Below are 21,613 nucleotides of genomic sequence, written 5' to 3'. Positions count from 1 at the left end.
GGAAATTACGCCCCTCTTTTACGCGACATTGGCGCGAAACCAGCGATTGCGCCACGCGCCATCGCGCGACATGAGTTCAGTCAAAATACCTTCGCGCAGACCGCGATCCGCCACGCGCAGTTTCTGGCTGGGCCAGACATTGCGGATGGCATCGAGAATGGCGCAGCCGGCAAGCACAAGATCCGCCCGGTCGGCCCCGATGCAGGGATTGGCGACGCGCTCGTCAAAACTCCACGACAGCAGCCGACTTGTCATCTCCGTCACATCGTCATTCTGCATCCAGATACCATCGATGCGGCGCCTGTCATAGCGATCAAGGCCCAGATGAATGCCGGCAAGGGTCGTAACCGTGCCAGACGTGCCGAGCAGATGAAAGTTCTGGCTCTTTACGAGATCGCCGAGCTTGTGCCGTTCGGTGAAATCATTGATCAGTTCCGCCACGTGATTGACCATGACGGCGAAATTATCGACGGTGACGTCGCGCCCGCCAAACCGTTCGGCCAGCGTGACGACACCCACAGGCAGCGAGGTCCACGCAATGATATGCTCGGCGAGCCGCGGCGAGCGGCGTTCCGACAGATCGATCAGGGCAATCTCGGATGAACCACCGCCAATGTCGAACAGGACAACCGCATCGGTTTCACGCTCGACCAGCGTACCGCAACCGGACACTGCCAGACGCGCCTCGGTCTGGCGATTGATGATTTCGAGATCGAGACCGGTCTCGTGCTTGACCTGATCCAGGAATTCTTCGCCGTTTTCCGCCTGACGGCACGCTTCAGTAGCAATGAGACGCGCTTTGCGCACATCATGATTTTCGAGCTTGTCCCGGCATATTTTGAGCGCTTCGATGGCCCGGCTCATAGCGTTCTGGCTCAGGCGGCCGCTCGCGCCAAGGCCTTCGCCGAGCCGGACAATGCGCGAGAACGCATCGATGACGCGGAACTGGCCCGGCCGTGTGGGCGTTGCCACAAGCAGGCGGCAATTGTTGGTGCCAAGATCAAGCGCAGCATAAAGCGGCGCACCGGCATAGCGGGGCTCACGCCGGGTGCTATCCGCGTCGATGGGCTTGGTCGGTCCTTCGGGTGCAGCAACAGCTGATACGGCAATCGCCGCTTCCAGTTGCTTTGCTCCGGCCCGGCCGCGGCGTCTGTGGCGGTTGGGGCGGCGCTTTTTGCCGGTCTTGGCCTGCGCCGCCACACTTGGTTCACTGACTGCTTCCGGTGCAACAGTTGCGGCAACAGGACTTTCCGCCGAAACAACGCCGTGCTTCGACTTGCCGCGCCGACGGCGGCGTGCACGTTTCTTGGGGTTCTTGTCGAAGCGTCCTTCATTGGAATCGGGCTGGTTCGCCTGCGACTGGTGCGCAGGTCCCCCTTGAGGCCCGGGTCCGTTCTTGGCGGGATGCGTGATGCCATTTGACACCGGATCACCGCCAGACGCCCCTTCTTTCGACGCCTTGCGAGCGTCCGATTCGGGGTCTTTCAAAATCTTATCCTTCGGGCGCCGCGCGAACCTCAAAGAGGACGCAGGCAAGGCGCTTGTTCATTAACGTTGAAGCCAATGTAACATCATTTGCCGAATATAAAAGTGCTTTGGGCAAATTAGCCCTTGGCACCATACATATGGACGGTTTACGGAGCGCATCGACAATATGCCGCCAGCCGGAATTGGTCTGCCTGTGAAAAAGTCATGCGATTGACAAAAACCATGCGATGAGGGGTTTGCATATCAGGCGAATTGGACTATATGACCCCCGCACCGGCCAAATCGGCTGTCGCTTTTCAGGCGATTGTTGGGGAATAGGTTAACGGTAGACCCACGGACTCTGACTCCGTTAGTCCTGGTTCGAATCCAGGTTCCCCAGCCAAACTTTTTCACGATAAATCAACCGGTTACGCTCGCTGCGCTGACTAAAACGTCTTCTTCATCCAGATCGTCGCATGTCCGGGCGGATAATTGTCGATACGACCGAACTCCTCATATCCAAATCGCCTGTAGAAATCGGGTGCCTGGAATGTGAATGTTTCCAGATGTGCGCCAAGGCACCCTCGCTCACGGGCGACAGCCTCGGCCTTTTCGAGCAGTCGCGTCCCCAATCCGGTTTTACGGCTTGAAGGCCGAACCCAGAGCCAGTCGACAAACATCCACGCATAAGCAGTTTGGGCCTTCAGCCCTGCCTGAACGATTCCATTTGCGTCGCGCGGTAACCCACAATTCCTCGTGATTGTATGGCCCGCCTCTCGCGATATTGTATTCGTCCAATCCTTCGCCGATGAGGTCTTCAATGTCTGCGTCGACGATTGTGCTGACCGTCAGGGTTACCATGAATTCCAGCCTTACATTGAATGTTGTTGTGTTCGCAGCGTTTCGCAGGGCATTCAAACACGAACTTCCCCAGCCCTCTATAAGTCTTGTCATTGTTCAGATATATCAAGCGCGAATGAAACGAAGTCGCGAAGCAAAATATGGACGACGAACCAACATCAAAGAGGAAGAATGTACGATTCTCGCATGTCGAGCTTCTCGTGTGCCGCAAGCTCTATCCTCACTTTGAAACGATGAGACAGGCTCTCCCCCCATAGATCCATGGCTGCAATCAAAAGCCAGTGTCAGCTCATGGGTTTGACCAGACCGGACCATAAATGGACACATGAGGAGATTGAGCGGCTTCGCGCGCTTTATCCCTCCACGCCTCCGTCTGAAATCGCCAAAGAGTTTCCATTCGCAACTCTGGGTATGTTGAGAACTCAGGCCAACAAGCATGGGATTTACCGATTAACCAAACGCAGACAGTAAATGTGGGCTCTCTCATGTAGGATGGTGCGTTCAGGGGACGGTATTTTTTGATATCGTTCGCGTCTCGAAGAATGCTGCGGGATACACGATAAGCAAAAATCACTGGCAAATTTGAATAAAAACGCGATATTCGTCATGTTGCTGTATTTTATAATTATTATAACTTAATTTTACAAAAAGTTTATTTTGGCATCTCGTATATTATAGAAAAGTATACACGCAGAGCAATTATGTATTGCATATCCTGCTGAATACATATGCAACATTACCGGCGAGGGTGACGAATGTGAAAACAGTTACTTGGGAAAGCGACACTAGTGACACCTTGTGGCTAAGCCCTGGCGACTGCTTTATGAACGCCGTCCATTCCCGCACCGATGAAGCTGATGACGTCATTCATACGCATACCGAACTCAATCACCATGAAATCGCAATCGCAAATGGCTTGTTCATCCAGAATGCCCCTGCAGAATATCGCCTGCCCTGGAACGTGGGCGAAATGAGCGTCCAAGCGAAGGCAAGTCCCCGCCATGCGCAGCTGTCCAACGCCACTGATGCGGACATTCACCTTCTGGTTGATGGCATACGGATCGACCCGGAACTTGGCGATGGCGTGGCTGGCTTTCTCATTCCGGAGTGGGCCAGGGAGGTGCGGCTTATATCGGAAACTTTCATTCCTGCGGAATGGTCTGATAGCGGAGACAGTCGCCGGCTTGGCATCTCCATCCATGGGCTTCATATCAACGACGGCCGGCACTGCAACCGCGAGATCAGCATCAACGACTCCCGGCTTGGTGAGGGCTTTCATTATCTGGAAACGGAAAACGGCACGTCATGGCGCTGGACCAACGGTTCGCTGCGGCTGCCAAGGGAACTCTGGGCCGATTGCAGTTCCCACATCTTTCTGCGCGTGACCATGGATCCCGGCGGGCGACCCTATTGGGTAGCGCTATCGAATGACAAGGCGCAGCGCGCGGCATGAGCCGGGTACGGGTTCGCAGGCATAACTTTTGACTATCGCAATGCCCTCTCCTGCCGCTTTGCACGTTCGCGGCCATTCTGCACGCACGGATTAAATTTGAATGGCAAGCAAATCGATGTTCCGGTAAGGCGTAGCTTCATGTGCGATCAGACAATGACCAGGACCTTGAGACTTTGACCCAACAACAATCCAGCGGCGTGGTTTCGGTCCTGCTTGCAACATACAATGGCGCTGAGTTCCTTGACGAACAACTGGCTTCAATCGAAACACAAACCTATGCTCATATCGATATCTGGGTATCGGATGACGGCTCGTCGGATACGACACTACAACTGCTCGAGGCCTGGCGCCTGAAATGGGCGAAGGGCAAATTCACGGTTTTGCCGGGTCCGCGCAAGGGTTTTGCCGAAAACTTCCGCGCGCTCATCACCAATCCTGATATCATCTCCGACTACTATGCCTTTGCCGATCAGGACGACATATGGGAGCCGGAAAAGCTGGCGATATCAGTGCGATGGATCGCACAGCACGCCCCAGCGAAACCAGCCCTGTTCGGCTCACGCACATTGGCGATTACTCAGGATGGCGCAGTGCTTGGTCCCTCGCCGTTGTTTGCACGTCCGCCAAGTTTTGAGAATGCTCTTGTGCAAAGTCTCGCTGGCGGCAACACGATGCTGTATAACCGTACAGCACAACAAATATTGGCAAAGGCTTCAGGCCGGACCAAGTTTGTCAGCCATGATTGGTGGATTTATCTCATCGTCGCTGGCGCAGGCGGTACGGTGCATTATTCACCGGAAATGACGGTGCGCTATCGTCAGCACGTCAACAATCAGGTCGGTTCCAACATTGGGATGCAGGCCCGACTGCGACGCATACGCTTGCTGTTCAGCGGACGCTTTGTACAATGGACGGAACTCAATATTGAGGGACTTCTCGCCAATCAGGATTTGTTGACCGATCAGGCACGCCGCTCCTTCCAAGTATTTCGCAAGGTACGGGCGAACAATGTGTTCACCCGCGTTTATAACCTCGTGAAGTCGGGTGTCTATCGGCAGACAATCCTAGGTCAAATAGGACTGTATGTTGCCGCGCTGACGCGTCGGATATAACAATGAAAGGCGCCTCACGGGCGCCTTCTCTGCAATTGAGGTTCGGCTATGAAGGGCCGAAATAGGCATTCGCCACTGTTTCGGCATCTCCGTCCATACGGACCTTGCCGTGCTCCAGCCAGATGATGCGCGAGCAGTTTTTCAGGAGAAGTTCTTTGGAATGGCTTGCGACAATGAGGATCTTCGTCTTGTTGACGAGATCGTGCAACCGCTCGTTGGCCTTTTCCTTGAACCCCTCATCGCCCGTTGCCAGCCATTCATCCATGATGAGAATTTCGGGCTGAATAACGGTGGAAATCGAGAAGGCCAATCGAAGCTGCATACCCGTCGAATAGGTCCGTACCGGCATGTCAAGAAAATTACCGAGCTCGGAGAAATCCTCGATTTCCTGCTGGCGTTCAGCAATATCGCGTTTTCTGAGGCCCATGAGCGCACCACGGATTGCGATGTTCTGACGGCCGGTTGCTTCCGGATCAATGCCAAGGGAAATATTGATGAGCGACGTGCATTTTCCATTGATGACAATGTCACCCGCTGATGGATGATAAACGCCGCTCATAACGCGCAACAACGTGGTTTTACCGGATCCGTTATGGCCAATCAGGCCAAGACGATCGCCTTCCTGCAATGACATGCTCACGCCATCCAGCCCGCGGATAACCACGTGGCCATCGGAATTGGACCCGATCGTGCCACCAGTTGCCATGCTGAGGACCTGATTTTTCAACGATCTGCTTTTGGCATTGTAGATCGGAAAATCAACGGTAACGTTTTCAAGAAGCATAGAGGTCATAGGGGCCTGCGCAGAATCGTTTGAAGAATTGATCATCATAGCCAGTAGGTGATGCGCGAACGGTAGCGGTTGAGGAACAGCAGCGCGACGATCCAGCCAATAACTGCCATTGCTGTAACAACCAGCCAGTTCAGGCCTGTACCGGGATCACCGAGCAATGGATTTCTGATGACACTGATCAGGTGGTAAAATGGGTTGAGATCCATCATCAGTGCGGATGCCTTGCCGGGTAAATGGTTGGGCATCCACATGATCGGCGTTACATACATGCCGACCTGCATGATATTCTGCACAATTTGCGTGAGATCGCGGTACCGCGTGCACAAAATCGCGAGTACGACCGCCACCCACAACAAATTCAACGAAACAAGGATAAATCCTGGAATTGCCAAAAGTGCGTAAAAATTGACAAATTGCGCAAAGATGAGAAGTACGATCGGAAATATAACCAGATTATGTGCAAGAATGATTGTATTCCGCCACCAGGTCCTCAGGATAAACGTAAAAAAGGGAACAGGAAGCTGCAACATCGTATCGCTGCTGGCAATGAACGTTCCACAACCGTCATTGATAATTTGGGAGAAATAGCCCCAAAAAATCAAACCAAGGCATATGAATGGCAGAAATTCTGCCATTGGGGTGCCAAAGATCGTTCCGAAAACCAGACCGAGAGCACCGATAAGAACGCCCATATTGATTGTCAGCCAGAAGGCGCCAAGACTGGACCTGCGATAGCGTTGAGCCACATCCTGCCAGCCAAGCATGGCGGCGAGCTGGAAATTCGCAATCGAGCTGGATACATCCTCCCAGGCAGTGATCTTATGCGAGGTCGTTCTGGCCATAGACATGCAATCTTTCATTCAATGTATGTTTGAGGCAGCCGTTAGCACATTAGAATTGGACATAATAGTGGCTGTTGGTCGTAGTCATCCCCTGTGGATGAATCGCCCTCTCACCAGATCTCCTCTTAAGTGTGCTCGGCCTTGTATATTGCCCAACCAATGCGGATAGGCTAACGGTGCCCTCATATTTGGCGATTACAAGGATGTGCTGTCAATGAAAGGTATCATACTCGCAGGCGGGAGCGGCACGAGGCTCTACCCGCTGACTATAGCGGTATCGAAGCAAATACTTCCCATTTACGACAAGCCCATGATTTTTTATCCGCTCAGCGTGCTTATGCTGGCCGGGATCCAGGACATCCTTATTATCTCTACACCACGCGATTTGCCGGTGTTTCGCGACCTGCTGGGTGACGGGGCCGATTTCGGTTTGAATCTGTCCTATGCGGTTCAGCCCGAGCCCAAAGGCCTTGCCGAAGCTTTCATCATTGGTCGTGAATTCATCGGCAATGACCATGTCGCCATGGTTCTGGGCGATAATATTTATTACGGTGATGGTTTGTCGCGTCTGTGCAAGGAAGCGGCCGACCGTGAAAGCGGCGCGTCGGTCTTTGCCTACCATGTCGAAGATCCGGAGCGCTATGGCGTTGTCGAGTTCGATAAAGTGACCAAGCGAGCTATTTCCATTGAAGAAAAACCGTTGAAACCAAAATCCAACTGGGCGGTGACGGGCCTTTATTTCTATGACAATGACGTGGTCGATATTGCGGCGAATATCAAACCGTCTGCTCGCGGCGAACTTGAAATTACTGCTGTGAACAATGTGTATCTGGAGCGCGGCGATCTGCATGTCCAGAAACTTGGCCGGGGGTATGCATGGCTTGACACCGGCACCCATGACAGCCTGCACGAAGCTTCGTCGTTTGTGCGAACAATCGAACACCGCCAGGGCGTGATGATTGCCTGCCCCGAGGAAATCGGCTTCCAGCACAACTGGATTTCGGCCGAACAGGTTCTCGAACGTGCGTCGAAACTGGGTAAAACTGCTTATGCCGCGTATCTGCGGCGCCGTATCGCGGAGTTGGCTGCCGATGCTTGAGGTAAAAACACTTGCCCTTGATGGCGTTCTCGAAATTACACCAAAGAAATTTGGTGATGACAGAGGTTTCTTCTCGGAAACCTATAATGCGGCGCGCTTCACCGAAGCGGGCTTGAACCTCACATTTGTTCAGGACAATCATTCGCTCTCCGCAGCCAAAGGTGTTTTGCGCGGTCTGCATTATCAATTGTCGCCCAGAGCACAGGACAAACTGGTGCGGGTTGTCAGAGGATCGATCGTTGATGTCGCCGTGGACATTCGCAAGGGTTCGCCAACCTTTGGTCAATGGCTTGCGCTGGAGCTTTCCGCCCATAAATGGAACCAGATTCTGGTGCCCAAGGGCTTTGCCCATGGTTTCATGACGCTCGAGGAAAACACCGAAGTTGTCTATAAGGTAACAGACTATTATTCGCCCGAGCATGACCGGTCGATCCGCTTCGACGATCCGCAAATTGGCATTGAATGGCCCATTGCTGCCGATCAGATCCAACTGTCGGAGAAAGACCGCGCGGCGCCCTCTCTCGCTGATGCCGAGGTGTTCACTTTTAACGAAGGAACCTTTTAATGAAGATTCTCGTAACGGGTGGCGCGGGTTTCATTGGCTCGGCTGTGTGCCGCCAGCTGGCGGCAAATCCGCAGAACCAGGTGATCAACGTTGATAAGCTGACCTATGCCGGCAACCTGACCTCACTGCGCCAGATCGAAAACTATCCGAATTACCGCTTCGTACAGGCTGACATTTGCGACGACACTGCAATCCTCGATCTTCTGCGGGCGGAAAAGGTCGACGCGATCATGCATCTGGCGGCTGAAAGCCACGTGGACCGGTCAATCGATGGCCCGGCAGCTTTCATCGAAACCAATATTGTCGGAACATTCCGGTTGCTGAATGCCGCATTGGCCTATTGGCGGGAACTGACACCCGACGCCAAGAACACCTTTCGCTTTCATCACATTTCGACCGATGAAGTCTTTGGCGACCTGCCATTCGACAGCGGTATCTTTACCGAAGAAACGCCGTATGCACCGTCTTCGCCCTATTCCGCGTCGAAAGCCGCGTCGGATCACCTTGTCCGCGCCTGGCACGAGACGTATGGTCTGCCGGTTGTTCTGTCGAATTGCTCGAACAATTACGGGCCATTCCATTTCCCGGAAAAGCTGATCCCGCTGGTCATTCTCAATGCGTTGGATGGCAAGCAGCTTCCGGTCTATGGCGCAGGTGCGAATGTCCGCGATTGGCTTTATGTTGAAGACCATGCCCGCGCGCTCGAAGTTGTCGTGACCAAGGGCACGGTGGGTGAGAGCTACAATATTGGCGGGCATAACGAGAAAACCAACCTCAGCGTTGTCGAGACGATTTGCGATATTCTCGACCAGAAACGCCCGCGTGCGGGCGGTGCACGCTATCGTGACCTCATCACCTTTGTGTCGGATCGTCCCGGCCATGACCGGCGCTACGCCATCGATGCATCAAAGATCGAGCGTGATCTTGGCTGGAAGCCGGTCGAAACATTTGAAAGCGGCCTTGCCAAGACCATCGAGTGGTATCTCGCCAATGATTGGTGGTGGGAACCTATCCGCAGCGGAACCTATGCGGGTGAGCGTCTCGGTGCGGAAGTTAAGGCAAAAGCATGAAGGTCCTTGTCACGGGTAGAGAGGGTCAGGTTGTTACCAGTCTGATTGAACGGGCTGCATCCCATCCGGCAATCGAGTTGATTGCTCTTGGGCGCCCTGACCTTGACCTGTCTGACACATCGACCATTGCGGCGGCTATTTCGGTAGTCAAACCGGATGTGATTGTCTCTGCCGCCGCTTATACGGCCGTCGATCAGGCCGAGGACGAGCCTGCTCTGGCACATGCGATCAATGCGGACGGTGCTGGAGCTGTTGCCCGTGCAGCGGCAGAACTCGGTATTCCCGTGGTTCAAATTTCGACAGATTATGTGTTCGCCGGTGATGGTACCGAGCCCTATGTCGAGACCGACAAGACCGGCCCGCAGGGCGTTTACGGCCAGAGCAAACTTGATGGCGAGATCGCTGTTGCCACAGCCAATCCACGTCACATCATCCTGCGCACGGCTTGGGTTTACAGCCCGTTTGGCAAGAATTTCACCAAGACAATGCTCCGGCTTGCCGCCGACCGGCCAACGCTTTCCGTCGTCAGCGATCAATGGGGCAATCCCACGTCAGCACTCGATATTGCCGACGGGGTTTTGCACATCGTCCGGCATCTGCACGACAATCCGGATTTTGCCGATTACGGCATCTATCACCTTGCTGGAACAGGCAATACCAACTGGAGCGGCTTTGCCCGCGCAATTTTTGCGGCCAGTCAAAAGCGAGGCGGCCCCTCTGCCGAGGTAAAGGATATTCTGACGGCGGATTATCCAACCAAAGCCAAACGCCCGCTTAATTCACGCCTTTCCACGCAGAAACTGGCTGATGTCTTTGGCTGGAAGGCTCCGGACTGGCAACAATCCACCGATGCCGTTGTGGAACGTCTGCTCGCCAATTGACGGCAATGACCGGTTGACTTGAAATCGTTCAACCGGAAAACTGCTTTTGGAGAACCTAATAATCCATAGGCAGTGATTCCCCATGACAAGTCTGAAGTTTGGAACGAGTGGCCTGCGCGGGCTGGTAACCGAGCTGACCGATTCCATCTGTTTTGCTTATGTGACGGCCTTTCTCAAACATATGAAAGGCCACCACGGCACGCCGGAAAACAGCTTGGTTCTCATCGGCTATGATCTGCGCGCCAGCAGTCCGCGCATCACGGCAGCAGCCATTGCAGCCGTGCAGGCAAGTGGCATGCAGGCGGAAAACTGCGGCCCCTTGCCGACACCGGCATTGGCACTGAGGGCGCTTTCCTCAAAGGTTCCGGCCATCATGATCACCGGCAGTCACATTCCCGATGACCGCAATGGCTTGAAGTTCTACCGGCCGGACGGAGAAATCGACAAGGCCGACGAAGCCGGCATTATCGCGCAGCTCGATCTGGCAGGTGCCCAATTGCCGAAAAATATGCCGGATCTGCCAATAGCGCCTGACGCATCACAGGAATATATCAACCGTTGCACCCATCTGCTTGATACATTTGCACTGAAAGGCAAGCGCATTGGCATCTATCAGCACAGTTCCGTTGCGCGCGATGTGCTGGACAATGTTTTGACGGCAACCGGCGCGACAACGCTCCCATTGGGCCGGTCGGATATATTCATCCCTGTCGATACCGAGGCGCTGCGCCCGGAAGATGTCGTTCTTGCCGAACAAGCAGCACGCGAATTTTCGTTCGATGCGCTCGTTTCCACCGATGGGGACGCTGACCGTCCGTTGATTGCCGATGAAAATGGCACCTATATGCGTGGTGACAATGTCGGGTTACTGACGGCGCATTTTCTCGGTGCTGACGCGGTTGTCACGCCTGTAACGTCCAACACGGCCATCGAACTCAGCGGGTTTTTCAAAAAAGTTTACCGGACCCGCGTTGGCTCCCCCTTCGTCATTGCTGGCATGCAGCAGGCGATTAGCGACGGTTACACACGTGTTATCGGCTTCGAAGCCAATGGCGGTGTTCTGCTCGGCTCAACCATTGACATGGACGGGCGGACGATTGCCGCATTGCCCACGCGCGATGCGATGTTGCCGATCCTGAGCATTCTCGGTATGGCAGCCAAAAATGGGACCAAAGTTTCTGAATTGTTGAACGGCCTGCCATCGAGGTTCACACGCAGCGGCCGTCTTGAACATATTTCGTCTGATCTGAGCGGACCGTTTCTGCAAAGCCTCCTGAGTGCAGAAAAATGCCAGAGCTTTTTCGCACCTATTGGAACGGTGGAAGAAAGCGATTCCATCGATGGCACCCGGGTGGTTCTGGCAGGCGGTGATGTCATCCACTATCGCGCCTCCGGTAATGCGCCGGAACTGCGGTGTTATGCCGAAGCTTCAAGCGATGTCAGGGCGATGGAACTTCTCGACTGGGGCTTGAATCAGGCCCAAGAGGCGATGCAGAAGCAAACGTAACGAAAAGGGCCCACCGATTAGGCAGACCCTTGCTTGCATCATCGTTAGCCGAACTTGACGAAGTTATGGATGGCAAGCGGACCACCGGGAAATCCGGCCATCTGTCCGCCAACGGCAAGGCTGCCGAGATCCAGTGCGAAGAAGCCAAGCTGCTCGAACAGGGCGGCCACGTCGGCTTTGGCACTTGCATCATCACCCGAATAAAACAGAACGCGCTTGCCGCCTTCAGCTTTTGGATCGCTGGAGACAATCTGGGCTGGAAGATGGTTGAGTGCCTTAACCAGCCGGGAGCCGGGCACGAGATCACCAACCACCTCGCTTGAAGCGCGCCCCTTCAAATCGAATGGCTTGAATGCTGGAGCCTCGATGGCATTGTTAGCATCGATGACAATACGGCCTTCCCAGTTTGGCAGGCCTGCCAGAGCCTGCGGTAATTTCGTCCAGTTGACGGCGATCAGCACGATATCTGCGCTGGCGGCCTGCTGGACAGTGCCTGCGTTGATCGACGGTCCAATTTCCCTGACCAAATCCTGAAGCGATTCCGGTCCGCGGCTGTTGGCGATGGTCGCCTCGATGTTTTCCCGGGCAAGCGCCCGGGCAAAAGCCGAACCGATCGAGCCAGATCCAATAATACCAATGCTCATGATGCTGTTCCTGTCCAATGAAAGAGTGGGTTGCGTCGAGCAAAGATGGTGCACGGATTCATTGACGAAAAGCAGGTAATGACTTTAAGTAATTTCAAGCAATCGTTGAAAGATGAATGATGGAAACACTGGCAAATCTGGAATCATTCGCTCGCAGCGCGGAAAGCGGAAGCTTTTCAGCAGCGGCCCGCCGTTTATCGCTGACGCCAGCTGCTGTCAGCCGGAATGTCGCCATGCTCGAACGCAATCTGGGAGTACGGCTGTTTCACCGCAGCACACGCAATTTGACATTAACGGAGGAAGGCGAACGCTTCTTGCAGGCGATCGGGAGCAATCTGGATGAACTGCAAGCTTCAATCGCCAATATTTCAGCCCAGCGCGACGAACCTGCCGGTATATTGAAAGTCAGCATGAGCCCGACGCTCGGTATCGGCTTCGTCATGCCGTTGCTTCCGGATTTCCTGCAGCGCTATCCGCTGATCCGGCCGGAATGGCTTTTTGAAAACCGGCAGGTGGATCTGATTGCCGAAGGATTTGACGCGGCTATTGGCGGGGGTTTCGAGCTGTTGCCCGGCGTGATCTCCCGGTCACTGGCGACGTTGCATCTCGTGGCGGTTGCCTCGCCCGACTATATGGCGGGGCGAACTGCGCCAGACGATCCGGCAGCCCTTGCCGATATGGAGGGCATTGTCATGCGCCAGCAGCGCACTGGACGCATTCCCACCCGGATCATGCGCAACAGAACCGGGGTAGAAATACCGGTACCGATTCGGCAGCGGATTGTGGTCAACGATCCAGCCGCCATGCTTCAGGCAGCACTGCTTGGGCTGGGTGTGACTATAATCTCCGCACCTGTGGCCCTGCCCCATCTGGAAAACGGCAATCTCATCCGTCTGTTGCCGGATTGGTATGCAGATGCCGGGCCCGTCTCAATCTATTATGCCAGCCGCACATTGTTGCCGGCAAAGACGCGGGTGTTCGTGGATTTCATTGCCGAGGCCTTCCGGCAAGGCAAACTCGCACACAGTTTTGCTGGCGTTCTGGGTTAGAGTGGAACAGCTGTAAAACTGCTTCGCTCGCGTTTTCAGATCAGGCGATTGCTCTCAACCATATGCTTCTGGCGGCGGATTTTGCCATCGCTGTCGGTCGCCTCCCGCCGTACTTTGCTTTTAGCGGCTACCAGCAGTTTTACGGGCTTCGGAACGACAATAGCCAATTTTGCAATCGGTGATTGCAGACTCGGCATCTTCATCTCTTTCAGAAAGTTCATGGCGCGTTTTAACATCTGGATCTTCTCCTCCGTGCGCAAAGCCACAGGGCCGCAATGGACCGGTGGTCCAGCGGAAACATCTGCAGCATTTTGGCAAGTCATGCCACTCTAGCACCCTTCTGTGACAAGAGATATGGGGCCGCAATTAAACCGCAAAGGATGGTGATTGTTTTGATGCAGGCTTTTGGATATCCTTCGGTTCAGTTTCAGATTTGGCCCTTCGCCGCGTTAGAGGTTTCGACCAGCCAATCTCACTTCAAGCTGCCGATAGGCCAAGTTGCCGACGGGTTTTTAAACGTTCTATGACGACTGATCTCCGGCGTCCGCCGGGATGAGAACACAGCAGGCGGGATTCCGCTGCTTGCCACTTCCAAAGGAGGGTTGGCATGTTCACACGCACCACACACTCCATCGTCCATTTCGACGCGCCATTTGTGCTCAAGGGCGTGGATAAAACGCTGCCTGCAGGGGATTATGACGTTGATCAGGACGAAGAACTCATCGATGGTCTGTCGAGAGCAGCGTACCGCCGCGTTGCCACGTTCATTCATGTTCCGGCCCGCTCATCCAGGTTGAGTACCAGCCAGCTTTTTACAATCGATCATTTCGACCTTGAAGCGGCCCTTCTCGAAGATCAGTCCAAGGCCGAATAACCGTTTCCCGCCCGTTCCACCAATCCAACCTGAAGGAGAACCATCATGGCTAAAGGTCAACAACGCAGCAACAAAGAAACGCGCAAGCCGAAGAAGGAAAAGGTCGTGGCAAAGGCCGAAGTACCGTTCAGCAGCTCGATCAACAAGCAGGCAGACGGCAAGGGCAAGCCCAAATAAGGGTGGTGCCAAATTTGCGGAATGTCTCATTTTTTGACGCGGCGCGATGGTTCACATCGCGCCGCGTCATTAATTTATTTGGCAATCTCGAAGGTCATGTGTGTAACCGCAGCTGATTCCAGCACGCGGGTGGTTTTCAGCTCTATCGGCTGGTTGCCGATATAGTCAAACAACCGGCTGCCAGCACCGAGCAGCACCGGAACAATCTGCAGAACGATCTCGTCAGCCAACCCTGCTTTCAACATCTGCTGCGCCGTATTTGCACCCATGACGATAATGTCCTTGTCCCCAGCCGCAGCTCGTGCCTGTGCCAATGCGCTTTCAATACCATCGTCGACAAAGACAAAGCGCGCGCTTTTCATCGGTTGCGGATCGCGTTTTTCGTGGGTCACGACAAAGCTTGGAACCGGATAGGGCGTGTCACCCCACAGATCCACGCCTACATCGAATGTTCTCCTGCCAACAATGACTGCACCCACACGTTCCGCCGGTTCGCGCAACATCTGCGCATTGGCTGGCGATACGTTTTCAAACATCCATTGATGCAACCGCTCACCACCTTTCCCCAAAGGGTTCTTCACGTCGACCTGCGGACCGGCAATAAAGCCATCCAGTGACATGGAGAAAAAGAGCACTGATTTTCCCATGCGTATCCCCCAATTGACCCCTGCAACGAACACTATTGGATAAATGTGATTGCAGGATGCGCCATTGGCAGATTCCCCATGTAATGCGTTCATTTCAAACGAATATTTTTGAAGTGTCTCATGTTTTCAGCGCTGCGAAACATTGCCGTGTTCCTGGAAATGCCACCCGATAACAATCGTCAAGGGGTAAAATTAGAACAAAACAGGAACAAATTTCTTTTCAAGTGTTCCAGGTTGTGGCAATCTTGATGCCAAAGGAGATTTCTATGAACGCCATATTAAAACAACCGGAAGATGAAATTGATGAAGCTCTGGCCTATCATCAGGGCGATACGAGAGCGACGATTGCTGCCCTTCTGGCCGAACGGGAGTTCCTGCTGCGCGAGATTGAATATGCCTCTTTAGCCATGTCTTACGGCTTCGCACGCGGTTGGACGCCCGGACACAATCGGAATGCACGATAGACTTGTGGAGCTGCGCATGCGATGATTGTGGCTCAAAAATGCGAGACACGATGAAACATAGTCCAAAACAGATGCCTGAAGTTGGTGTCCGCCCAAAGCGGGTCCTGAGCCCTTCAGAACAGAAAAGCCTGGCAACAACCGCCGCTGCTTCCGCCATCATCAATGATGAGACAAACAAGTGGGAAAGCAAGACCGCACGCCTGAAAGCGCTGCGTCTGGCCAAGGAAGCGGCTGAAGAAGCAGAGAGCGCCTTGAACCCGCCGGCAAAGAAGCCTGCGAAAGCCAAGGCGAAGGTAACGCTCGCAACCAAAAAATAGACCAGAGAGCTGCAACAGAGCAGCAGTGACGCCGTTTTTGCGGCGGCACCAGAAGTAAATTTACCAGAACTGAGAAATGCTTGCGCCCCGATAAATGGCTTCTTGTATTGCTGTAATATTGTTCAGTAATAATATCAAATGTTCTAGTTGAACCACGCTAAGTTTTTATAATTAAATTATTTTTTCCACTCGAGCATTGACGGAATGACCTTCAGACCCTATGTATGCCCCATCGGTATTTGGTAGTTTGTAATTAGTTTTATTGCGCCACACGCGCTCTCAACGATCCTTCTTCAAAAATCGAGCTAAAACTGTCGTGCAATCGCATGGCAGGTGACCAAAATATATTCCTTGAAAGGGTTCATTATGAGCACTGGAACAGTAAAGTGGTTTAATTCCACAAAAGGCTTCGGCTTCATTCAGCCAGACGATGGTTCAGCAGATGTGTTCGTACACATCTCTGCAGTTGAGCGCGCTGGTATGCGCAGCCTCAACGACGGTCAGAAGATCAGCTTTGAGCTGGTTCGTGACAACAAGTCCGGCAAGATGACTGCTGACCAGCTTCAGGCTGGCTAAAAAATAATTCGTCTTAGCGTCTTTGACCACGGATGTACTGGCACTGAATGCAGAGATGAATTTGAGAAGGTCGGGTTTACCCGGCCTTTTATTTTGTCTAAATTTTGAATTTTCAGCTGAAAACGCGAGTTATTTCAGCGCAGCCGCCAAGAAAGCTCTGGAAAGAATTTTTCCGGCATTCCACAGTGCGATTCATTCCTATGCCCTGATCTGAAAAAGATATGGCATAGCCGCATTGTCTAAAGGAGCCTCCGGCTATGAAAGTTCTCGTCCTTGGAAGTGGCGTCGTTGGCGTCACGTCAGCTTGGTATCTGGCACAGGCAGGGCACGAAGTGGTTGTGGTTGATCGCCAGCCCGGTCCCGCTCTTGAAACCAGCTTTGCCAATGCTGGCGAGATTTCACCCGGCTATTCCTCCCCCTGGGCTGGCCCCGGTGTTCCTATCAAAGCTATCAAATGGATGCTGATGCACTTTGGCCCGCTCGTCGTGCGGCCGAAATTCGATCCCTATATGGCGCTGTGGCTGGTGCGGATGCTGCGCAATTGCACCTCTGCCCGCTATGCCCGCAACAAGATCCGTATGGTGCCGATTGCCGAATATAGCCGCGACTCGCTGCGCGATTTGCGGGCTGAAACCGGCATAGCCTATGACGAACGCAGCCAGGGTACGTTGCAATTGTTCCGCAAGCAGAGCCAGTATGACGGCACGGCGGGCGATATAGAAGTGCTCAAGCAATTCGGCGTTCCCTACGAGCTTCTTGATCCGGCTGGCTGTATCGCCGCCGAACCGGCGCTGGCAAATGTGCGCGAGAAATTTGTCGGCGGTCTGCGCCTGCCGGGAGATGAGACCGGCGATTGCAAGATATTCACGGAAAAACTGGCGGCGATGGCAGCGGAAAAGGGCGTGACCTTCCGCTTCAACACCACCATCACTTCGATCAATACCAGCGCCAACCGCATTGCCAGTGTGTCAACGGAAACTGAAGAGCTCACCGCCGATGCCTATGTCGTGGCCTTCGGCAGCTATTCGCCGTTCCTGCTGCGCCGTGCAGGCGTGCACGTCCCGGTCTATCCGATCAAGGGCTATTCCATCACCGTGCCGATTGCCGATGCTGATGCAGCGCCGGTTTCGACCGTCATGGATGAAACCTACAAGGTGGCAATCACCCGGCTTGGGGATCGCATCCGCGTGGGCGGTACGGCGGAAATTTCCGGTTATGATCTCACCTTGCGCGATGCCCGCAAAGCCACGCTGCAGCATTCGGTTGGCGATCTTTTCCCGGGCGGCGGCGATCTTGAGAAGGCGAGTTTCTGGACCGGCCTGCGCCCGATGACACCAGACGGCCCGCCCATTATCGGCGGCGGTACCAAGTACCAGAATCTCTACCTTAATACCGGTCACGGCACACTTGGCTGGACCATGGCTTGCGGTTCCGGACGAGTTCTGGCGGATATTGTTTCCGGCAAAACACCTGATGTGGATGCATCAGAGCTCGGCATCAGCCGCTACGCTTAAGGTAAGTTCATTGCGCATCATCTGCCCGGATAAGTTGTTTTTCGGGCAGACAAAGCAGGGAACATGTTGTAACACGCAAGAACGGTTGGCAGTACGGGCCTAAATTGTCTTAGGCGGACTTAGCTGTATTTCTGTTGTAAAACAGAGACTTAGGCTGCCTCTCGGAAAATGACGGCGGGCGGCAATGCGCAAGTTCACCTGGCACTGACAAGTGAACTTGCGTCGGCAGGCAAGGTAAAAACCCTGAAATATCAGGCACTTGCAATATTGTGGTGTCTACCAAAGATGGCAGTAACGGCGCGAGTGGACACCATAATAAAATCAATGACTTATGTGAGAATCGGCTTATTTGGCCACTGTTGTGGTGTCCCCTCGAAATGCGCCGGTTTGTGGCGTCGATTACCGCGCTTCTGCGGATTGCCTCGCCTGGCGAACCTTCCGGCGCGCGCGCTTGTGATAGGCCCTGACCGTATCGGGCGACAGACCGAAAAAGGCGGACAGATGCCCGTAAATCTCATCAAGCGGCATGGGACTGCATTGATCTTCTCGGCTTTGTGGCCCATAAATTCGGGCTGATCGTGGTCGAGGAGCGCTATCAATCCTTGATCAATTTTTACCTTGCCAAAGAGTCTGCGCAGCGCATCGAGCGGTTCAAACAGGTCAAAAAGGTCAAATGGGGGGCAACTTGATGGACATTGCTTCTCCCTCTTCCATGCAGGTCTGGTTTACCGCCAGCGAACTTGCGGCCGCCGCCGAGGGGCCGCTCAAGGGCCTGCCCGAATCGAAATCCGGCATGCACAAGCGCATCCAGAGCGAAGGCTGGGACCGTTCCCATTTTGCTCTGCGCGGCACCGGCGCCTACCGCTTCATCGGACGCTGCTCTACTGCCAACTGATCTTGCGCGCCGTGCCAACCGATTTTGCGCCCTACAACAAGTGCAGGCAGTTCCTCAGATCACCGGCAATCCTTTGGCCAACATTTTTCCACCTAACTCATTTAAAACATTACAAATTGTTTAGATTAGCGTTCAGTTCTCATTCATGTCCGGCCTCGTAAAACAGCATGGTGTTTCGATTAATCCATGCAACTGACGAGGAAACAAAATGAAAAAGATCGCATTGGCAGCTCTTGCCATTTCCCTGATTGCAACGCCTGCAGCCTTCGCGCAACAGCAGCCAAACGGCTATGGCCATCAACAGCAGGACCGCATGGTCAAGAAGCGGGTCATCCATGAGCGCACCGTCATCAAAAAGACGCGCTGGGTGCGTGGCCATCAACTGCCCAATAGCTATCGCCGCAATGTTGTGCGCGACTATCACCGCTATCATCTAAAGACACCGCCACGCGGCTATCACTGGGTGCGCGTCAACAATGACTACGTGATGATCAGCATCGCATCAGGCGTCATCGCATCGATGATCAACGGACGGTAAATCTGCCCGACAGATTGCAAAGGCGGCGCCTGTGGCGCCGCTTTTTGTTTGCTAATCCACGAACACCCGCACGCTTGCAGCGCGGCCGGCGGAATCGATCACCGTCAGGGTGGAATAGCCGCCGCCATCCGGCACCCATTCATTGACGCGGCGGCGCGAAGTGTCCGGCAGCGGTTTGCCATTGGCAAGCCAGCGGAATGGCGCCCGCCCGCCCTGCAGCTTCAAGGCAAGCGGCGAGAGAGCGCCGCCAGTCTTCACGCCGAGTTCAATACGCGCGCCTTCCGGTGGATAGATAATCTGCGGGGCGGGTTCGCGTGTCGATGCGGATAGCAGGCCGCTGGATGTTTTGGTGAAGCGTCTTTGGCTGATTGGCAGTTGTGCCTGAGCAATACGCACGGCACCACCAGGCGCTTTTGGCAATGGCGTGACGGGAATGCCGGATTTGACAAAACCTTCAAACAGAATCGGTGCGGCTGTTCCAAAACCGGTAATGCCCGGAACCGCGCCATTGTCCGGGCGGCCAACCCAGACACCAAGCGCGTAATTGCCGTCAAAACCAACCGACCAGGCATCGCGATAGCCATAGCTGGTGCCGGTCTTGTAGGCGATGCCGCGCTGGCTCGCACCCAGAGGCGGCATGACGCCCGAGAGAACATCAGCCACATTCCACGCCGCGACCGGTTCCAGCAGTGGTTCCGCCTCGATGGGTTGCGGCTTGCCCTGAATACCATCGCCAAGCAGCACCGGTCTGCCGCGATTGGCAAGCGCCGCGTAAAGCTGCACCAGATCTTTCAGTGTAATGCCGACGCCGCCAAGCCCAATTGCAAGGCCGGGTGTTTCATTGGACGGCAATACTGGCCGCACATCCGCGCGGCGGAAGCGTACCATGAGCCGCGTTGGTCCCACGGCATCCAGTAGGCGGACGGCGGGCACGTTCAGCGACAATTGCAGGGCCTGCCGGATGCTGACATCGCCCTGATAGCTCATATCGAAATTGCGCGGACGGTAGCCGAAGAAGTCGGCGGGCCGATCCTCGATGATGGTTTCCTGCGAGACCAGCCCGTCCTCGAAGGCCAAACCATAGATGAAAGGTTTCAGCGTCGACCCCGGGGAGCGCATGACCCGTGTCATGTCGATCCAGCCGGAGCGGCTGGCGTCGAAATAATCCGCCGACCCCACCTCGCCGACAATCTCGCCGGTGCGTATATCCGCCATAACCATCGCCATGGAGACTTTCGGTCCGAGCTTGCCTGCCGCGCTTTTGGCAACGGCTTCAAGCCCCTGTTGGATGGGACGGCGCAGGGTTGTCTGGTGACGCCGGACCTGCGGTTCCTTGCGCAGGGCGGCCTCCGCCAAATGCGCCGCATAAGCCGGAAGCTGCATCCGGCGCGCTGGGATGGGAACAAGTCCCGCGCGCTGCAACTCATCATCACCGACAATATTGGCAACCGCTATCCGTTGCAGGACCCGGGCGCGCGCTATGTTTGCCGCCGCCAGATTACGGTCCGGCCGGCGTTTTTCCGGCAATTGCGGCAGCGCTACCAGCAAAGCAGATTCGGCAACACTCAGACGGTGTGGTTCCTTGCCAAAATAGGCGAGGCTAGCAGCGCGGATGCCCTCAAGATTGCCGCCATAGGGCGCGTGGGTCAGATAGAGATCAAGGATTTCCGCCTTGCTCAAGCGCCGCTCGATCTGCATGGCACGAACCAGCTGGACGAATTTTGCCGTAAGCGAGCGCCCTTCCCGCGGTTCGATCAAACGGGCCAGCTGCATCGAAAGTGTAGAGGCGCCGGAGACGATACGCCCGTTGCTGACCAATTGCAGGGCTGCGCGTGCCAGCGCGCGCGGATCGACACCGCGATGCTGCCAGAAGCGCTGATCTTCATAGGCCACCAGCATGCGGACAAATTGCGGATCAACGTCGGCGGCAGTGGTCTGCAAGCGCCAGCGCCCTTCCGAGGTGGCGAAAGCGCGCAACAATTGGCCGTCGGCATCGACGACTTCGGCCGAGACTTCGCGCGCGTGCTGCAACGGTGGTGGAAACGTCTTGTCCGCCAGATCAAGACCAAATGCCAAAGCCGTTGCTATCACCAGATTGGCGGACAGGCCGATGCAGAATGTGCGCCACGTGATCATCAGAATAAAAGCCGTAACGTGAAGACTGGAGAGCCTGCCCCACCCTCCCCCTTGCGGGGAAGCTCGCTGCGTAGCGGCGGGGTGGGGGTGTCAGACATAAAACGACCCCCCACCCCGGACTTGCAGTCCGAC

24 protein-coding genes and 1 tRNA gene are annotated in these 21,613 nt (G+C 54.7%); 17 read left to right on the top strand and 8 right to left on the bottom strand.

Translation table 11 applies throughout. The features are described 5' to 3' along the window. Positions 1-18 precede the first annotated feature (18 nt). Positions 19-1,488 (bottom strand): Ppx/GppA phosphatase family protein, encoded by a 1,470-nt coding sequence (locus HB779_RS09120; RefSeq protein ID WP_188345395.1) that lies wholly within the window; start codon positions 1,486-1,488, stop codon positions 19-21. Positions 1,489-1,796: 308 nt separating this feature from the next. Here HB779_RS09120 and HB779_RS09115 point away from each other — a divergent pair. After that, positions 1,797-1,870, top strand: a tRNA-Gln gene (locus HB779_RS09115). Positions 1,871-1,913: 43 nt separating this feature from the next. Here HB779_RS09115 and HB779_RS25400 read toward each other — a convergent pair. After that, positions 1,914-2,147, bottom strand: coding sequence for an N-acetyltransferase (locus HB779_RS25400; protein WP_244642498.1), 234 nt, complete (start codon positions 2,145-2,147; stop codon positions 1,914-1,916). Between the two features lie 1,004 nt (positions 2,148-3,151). On the opposite strand from HB779_RS25400, the gene HB779_RS09105 reads away from it, so the two are divergent. Together HB779_RS09105 and HB779_RS09100 are read left to right on the top strand one after the other, a co-directional pair. Further along, positions 3,152-3,781: a hypothetical protein gene (locus HB779_RS09105; protein ID WP_188345394.1), complete on the top strand. Its 630-nt coding sequence runs from the start codon at positions 3,152-3,154 to the stop codon at positions 3,779-3,781. 173 nt (positions 3,782-3,954) lie between these two features. After that, positions 3,955-4,893 carry a glycosyltransferase family 2 protein gene (locus tag HB779_RS09100; protein ID WP_244642497.1) on the top strand — a complete coding sequence of 313 codons (939 nt, stop codon included), beginning with the start codon at positions 3,955-3,957 and terminating at the stop codon, positions 4,891-4,893. A 46-nt stretch (positions 4,894-4,939) separates the two neighbouring features. Here HB779_RS09100 and HB779_RS09095 read toward each other — a convergent pair whose 3' ends face one another. Further along, positions 4,940-5,686, bottom strand: coding sequence for an ABC transporter ATP-binding protein (locus tag HB779_RS09095; RefSeq protein ID WP_188345393.1), 747 nt, complete (start codon positions 5,684-5,686; stop codon positions 4,940-4,942). A 35-nt stretch (positions 5,687-5,721) separates the two neighbouring features. Then, a complete protein-coding gene (locus tag HB779_RS09090) occupies positions 5,722-6,534 on the bottom strand; it encodes an ABC transporter permease (RefSeq protein WP_244642496.1) in 813 nt (270 codons plus the stop codon). A 208-nt stretch (positions 6,535-6,742) separates the two neighbouring features. On the opposite strand from HB779_RS09090, the gene rfbA reads away from it, so the two are divergent. The 5 genes from rfbA to HB779_RS09065 all read left to right on the top strand — a co-directional run bounded on the left by rfbA (position 6,743) and on the right by HB779_RS09065 (position 11,650). Then, on the top strand, positions 6,743-7,627 hold the full coding sequence (gene rfbA, locus HB779_RS09085; RefSeq protein ID WP_188345392.1) for a glucose-1-phosphate thymidylyltransferase RfbA: 885 nt from the start codon (positions 6,743-6,745) through the stop codon (positions 7,625-7,627). After that, positions 7,620-8,192, top strand: coding sequence for a dTDP-4-dehydrorhamnose 3,5-epimerase (rfbC, locus tag HB779_RS09080; protein WP_188345391.1), 573 nt, complete (start codon positions 7,620-7,622; stop codon positions 8,190-8,192). The genes rfbA and rfbC overlap by 8 nt, the downstream gene beginning before the upstream one ends. Continuing rightward, entirely contained in the window at positions 8,192-9,262 is a 1,071-nt protein-coding gene (gene rfbB, locus HB779_RS09075; protein WP_188345390.1) for a dTDP-glucose 4,6-dehydratase, read from the top strand. The genes rfbC and rfbB overlap by 1 nt, the downstream gene beginning before the upstream one ends. Further along, entirely contained in the window at positions 9,259-10,143 is an 885-nt protein-coding gene (gene rfbD, locus HB779_RS09070) for a dTDP-4-dehydrorhamnose reductase (protein ID WP_188345389.1), read from the top strand. Before rfbB ends, rfbD begins: the two co-directional genes overlap by 4 nt. A gap of 82 nt (positions 10,144-10,225) precedes the next feature. After that, positions 10,226-11,650, top strand: a complete 1,425-nt coding sequence (locus HB779_RS09065; RefSeq protein ID WP_188345388.1) for a phosphomannomutase — start codon at positions 10,226-10,228, stop codon at positions 11,648-11,650. A 44-nt stretch (positions 11,651-11,694) separates the two neighbouring features. On the opposite strand, the gene HB779_RS09060 is transcribed toward HB779_RS09065, so the two are convergent. Further along, on the bottom strand, positions 11,695-12,294 hold the full coding sequence (locus HB779_RS09060) for an NADPH-dependent F420 reductase (protein ID WP_188345387.1): 600 nt from the start codon (positions 12,292-12,294) through the stop codon (positions 11,695-11,697). Positions 12,295-12,413: 119 nt separating this feature from the next. Here HB779_RS09060 and HB779_RS09055 point away from each other — a divergent pair, with 119 nt between their 5' ends. Further along, positions 12,414-13,343, top strand: coding sequence for a LysR family transcriptional regulator (locus HB779_RS09055; protein ID WP_188345849.1), 930 nt, complete (start codon positions 12,414-12,416; stop codon positions 13,341-13,343). 35 nt (positions 13,344-13,378) lie between these two features. On the opposite strand, the gene HB779_RS09050 is transcribed toward HB779_RS09055, so the two are convergent. Continuing rightward, positions 13,379-13,579 carry a hypothetical protein gene (locus tag HB779_RS09050; RefSeq protein ID WP_188345386.1) on the bottom strand — a complete coding sequence of 67 codons (201 nt, stop codon included), beginning with the start codon at positions 13,577-13,579 and terminating at the stop codon, positions 13,379-13,381. Between the two features lie 371 nt (positions 13,580-13,950). Between HB779_RS09050 and HB779_RS09045 the strand changes: the two genes are divergently transcribed. Both HB779_RS09045 and HB779_RS25575 read left to right on the top strand, forming a co-directional pair. Continuing rightward, on the top strand, positions 13,951-14,217 hold the full coding sequence (locus HB779_RS09045; protein WP_188345385.1) for a hypothetical protein: 267 nt from the start codon (positions 13,951-13,953) through the stop codon (positions 14,215-14,217). A gap of 45 nt (positions 14,218-14,262) precedes the next feature. Then, complete coding sequence (locus HB779_RS25575; protein ID WP_256440636.1) at positions 14,263-14,394, top strand: hypothetical protein; 132 nt, start codon at positions 14,263-14,265, stop codon at positions 14,392-14,394. A gap of 74 nt (positions 14,395-14,468) precedes the next feature. Here the strand turns inward: HB779_RS25575 and HB779_RS09040 are convergent, their stop codons facing one another. Further along, entirely contained in the window at positions 14,469-15,041 is a 573-nt protein-coding gene (locus tag HB779_RS09040; RefSeq protein ID WP_188345384.1) for a dihydrofolate reductase family protein, read from the bottom strand. A gap of 266 nt (positions 15,042-15,307) precedes the next feature. Here HB779_RS09040 and HB779_RS09035 point away from each other — a divergent pair, with 266 nt between their 5' ends. From HB779_RS09035 to HB779_RS09010, 6 genes are all read left to right on the top strand, one after another. Continuing rightward, positions 15,308-15,505, top strand: a complete 198-nt coding sequence (locus HB779_RS09035) for a hypothetical protein (protein ID WP_188345383.1) — start codon at positions 15,308-15,310, stop codon at positions 15,503-15,505. Positions 15,506-15,555: 50 nt separating this feature from the next. After that, positions 15,556-15,822: a hypothetical protein gene (locus tag HB779_RS09030; RefSeq protein WP_244642495.1), complete on the top strand. Its 267-nt coding sequence runs from the start codon at positions 15,556-15,558 to the stop codon at positions 15,820-15,822. A 366-nt stretch (positions 15,823-16,188) separates the two neighbouring features. Beyond that, positions 16,189-16,398, top strand: a complete 210-nt coding sequence (locus HB779_RS09025; RefSeq protein ID WP_091881096.1) for a cold-shock protein — start codon at positions 16,189-16,191, stop codon at positions 16,396-16,398. Between the two features lie 257 nt (positions 16,399-16,655). Then, a complete protein-coding gene (locus HB779_RS09020; protein WP_188345382.1) occupies positions 16,656-17,912 on the top strand; it encodes a D-amino acid dehydrogenase in 1,257 nt (418 codons plus the stop codon). Between the two features lie 688 nt (positions 17,913-18,600). Next, positions 18,601-18,807: a hypothetical protein gene (locus tag HB779_RS09015; protein ID WP_188345381.1), complete on the top strand. Its 207-nt coding sequence runs from the start codon at positions 18,601-18,603 to the stop codon at positions 18,805-18,807. A gap of 208 nt (positions 18,808-19,015) precedes the next feature. Then, on the top strand, positions 19,016-19,345 hold the full coding sequence (locus HB779_RS09010; protein WP_188345380.1) for an RcnB family protein: 330 nt from the start codon (positions 19,016-19,018) through the stop codon (positions 19,343-19,345). A gap of 51 nt (positions 19,346-19,396) precedes the next feature. Here the strand turns inward: HB779_RS09010 and pbpC are convergent, their stop codons facing one another. Then, a complete protein-coding gene (gene pbpC / locus HB779_RS09005) occupies positions 19,397-21,481 on the bottom strand; it encodes a penicillin-binding protein 1C (RefSeq protein ID WP_188345379.1) in 2,085 nt (694 codons plus the stop codon). Between the last annotated feature and the right edge of the window lie 132 nt (positions 21,482-21,613).

Source organism: Phyllobacterium sp. 628 (genome assembly GCF_014189505.1).
GTDB lineage: Bacteria > Pseudomonadota > Alphaproteobacteria > Rhizobiales > Rhizobiaceae > Phyllobacterium.
This window is presented reverse-complemented; position numbering and strand designations above follow the sequence as displayed.

Coding starts and splice junctions, on each gene's coding strand:
- HB779_RS25400 (WP_244642498.1), bottom strand. CDS start 2,147: ATGTTTGTCGACTGGCTCTGGGTTCGGCCTTCAAGCCGTAAAACCGGA.
- HB779_RS09105 (WP_188345394.1), top strand. CDS start 3,152: ATGAACGCCGTCCATTCCCGCACCGATGAAGCTGATGACGTCATTCAT.
- HB779_RS09095 (WP_188345393.1), bottom strand. CDS start 5,686: ATGACCTCTATGCTTCTTGAAAACGTTACCGTTGATTTTCCGATCTAC.
- HB779_RS09090 (WP_244642496.1), bottom strand. CDS start 6,534: ATGTCTATGGCCAGAACGACCTCGCATAAGATCACTGCCTGGGAGGAT.
- rfbA (WP_188345392.1), top strand. CDS start 6,743: ATGAAAGGTATCATACTCGCAGGCGGGAGCGGCACGAGGCTCTACCCG.
- rfbC (WP_188345391.1), top strand. CDS start 7,620: ATGCTTGAGGTAAAAACACTTGCCCTTGATGGCGTTCTCGAAATTACA.
- rfbB (WP_188345390.1), top strand. CDS start 8,192: ATGAAGATTCTCGTAACGGGTGGCGCGGGTTTCATTGGCTCGGCTGTG.
- rfbD (WP_188345389.1), top strand. CDS start 9,259: ATGAAGGTCCTTGTCACGGGTAGAGAGGGTCAGGTTGTTACCAGTCTG.
- HB779_RS09065 (WP_188345388.1), top strand. CDS start 10,226: ATGACAAGTCTGAAGTTTGGAACGAGTGGCCTGCGCGGGCTGGTAACC.
- HB779_RS09060 (WP_188345387.1), bottom strand. CDS start 12,294: ATGAGCATTGGTATTATTGGATCTGGCTCGATCGGTTCGGCTTTTGCC.
- HB779_RS09055 (WP_188345849.1), top strand. CDS start 12,414: ATGGAAACACTGGCAAATCTGGAATCATTCGCTCGCAGCGCGGAAAGC.
- HB779_RS09050 (WP_188345386.1), bottom strand. CDS start 13,579: ATGTTAAAACGCGCCATGAACTTTCTGAAAGAGATGAAGATGCCGAGT.
- HB779_RS09045 (WP_188345385.1), top strand. CDS start 13,951: ATGTTCACACGCACCACACACTCCATCGTCCATTTCGACGCGCCATTT.
- HB779_RS25575 (WP_256440636.1), top strand. CDS start 14,263: ATGGCTAAAGGTCAACAACGCAGCAACAAAGAAACGCGCAAGCCGAAG.
- HB779_RS09040 (WP_188345384.1), bottom strand. CDS start 15,041: ATGGGAAAATCAGTGCTCTTTTTCTCCATGTCACTGGATGGCTTTATT.
- HB779_RS09035 (WP_188345383.1), top strand. CDS start 15,308: ATGAACGCCATATTAAAACAACCGGAAGATGAAATTGATGAAGCTCTG.
- HB779_RS09030 (WP_244642495.1), top strand. CDS start 15,556: ATGAAACATAGTCCAAAACAGATGCCTGAAGTTGGTGTCCGCCCAAAG.
- HB779_RS09025 (WP_091881096.1), top strand. CDS start 16,189: ATGAGCACTGGAACAGTAAAGTGGTTTAATTCCACAAAAGGCTTCGGC.
- HB779_RS09020 (WP_188345382.1), top strand. CDS start 16,656: ATGAAAGTTCTCGTCCTTGGAAGTGGCGTCGTTGGCGTCACGTCAGCT.
- HB779_RS09015 (WP_188345381.1), top strand. CDS start 18,601: ATGGACATTGCTTCTCCCTCTTCCATGCAGGTCTGGTTTACCGCCAGC.
- HB779_RS09010 (WP_188345380.1), top strand. CDS start 19,016: ATGAAAAAGATCGCATTGGCAGCTCTTGCCATTTCCCTGATTGCAACG.
- pbpC (WP_188345379.1), bottom strand. CDS start 21,481: ATGATCACGTGGCGCACATTCTGCATCGGCCTGTCCGCCAATCTGGTG.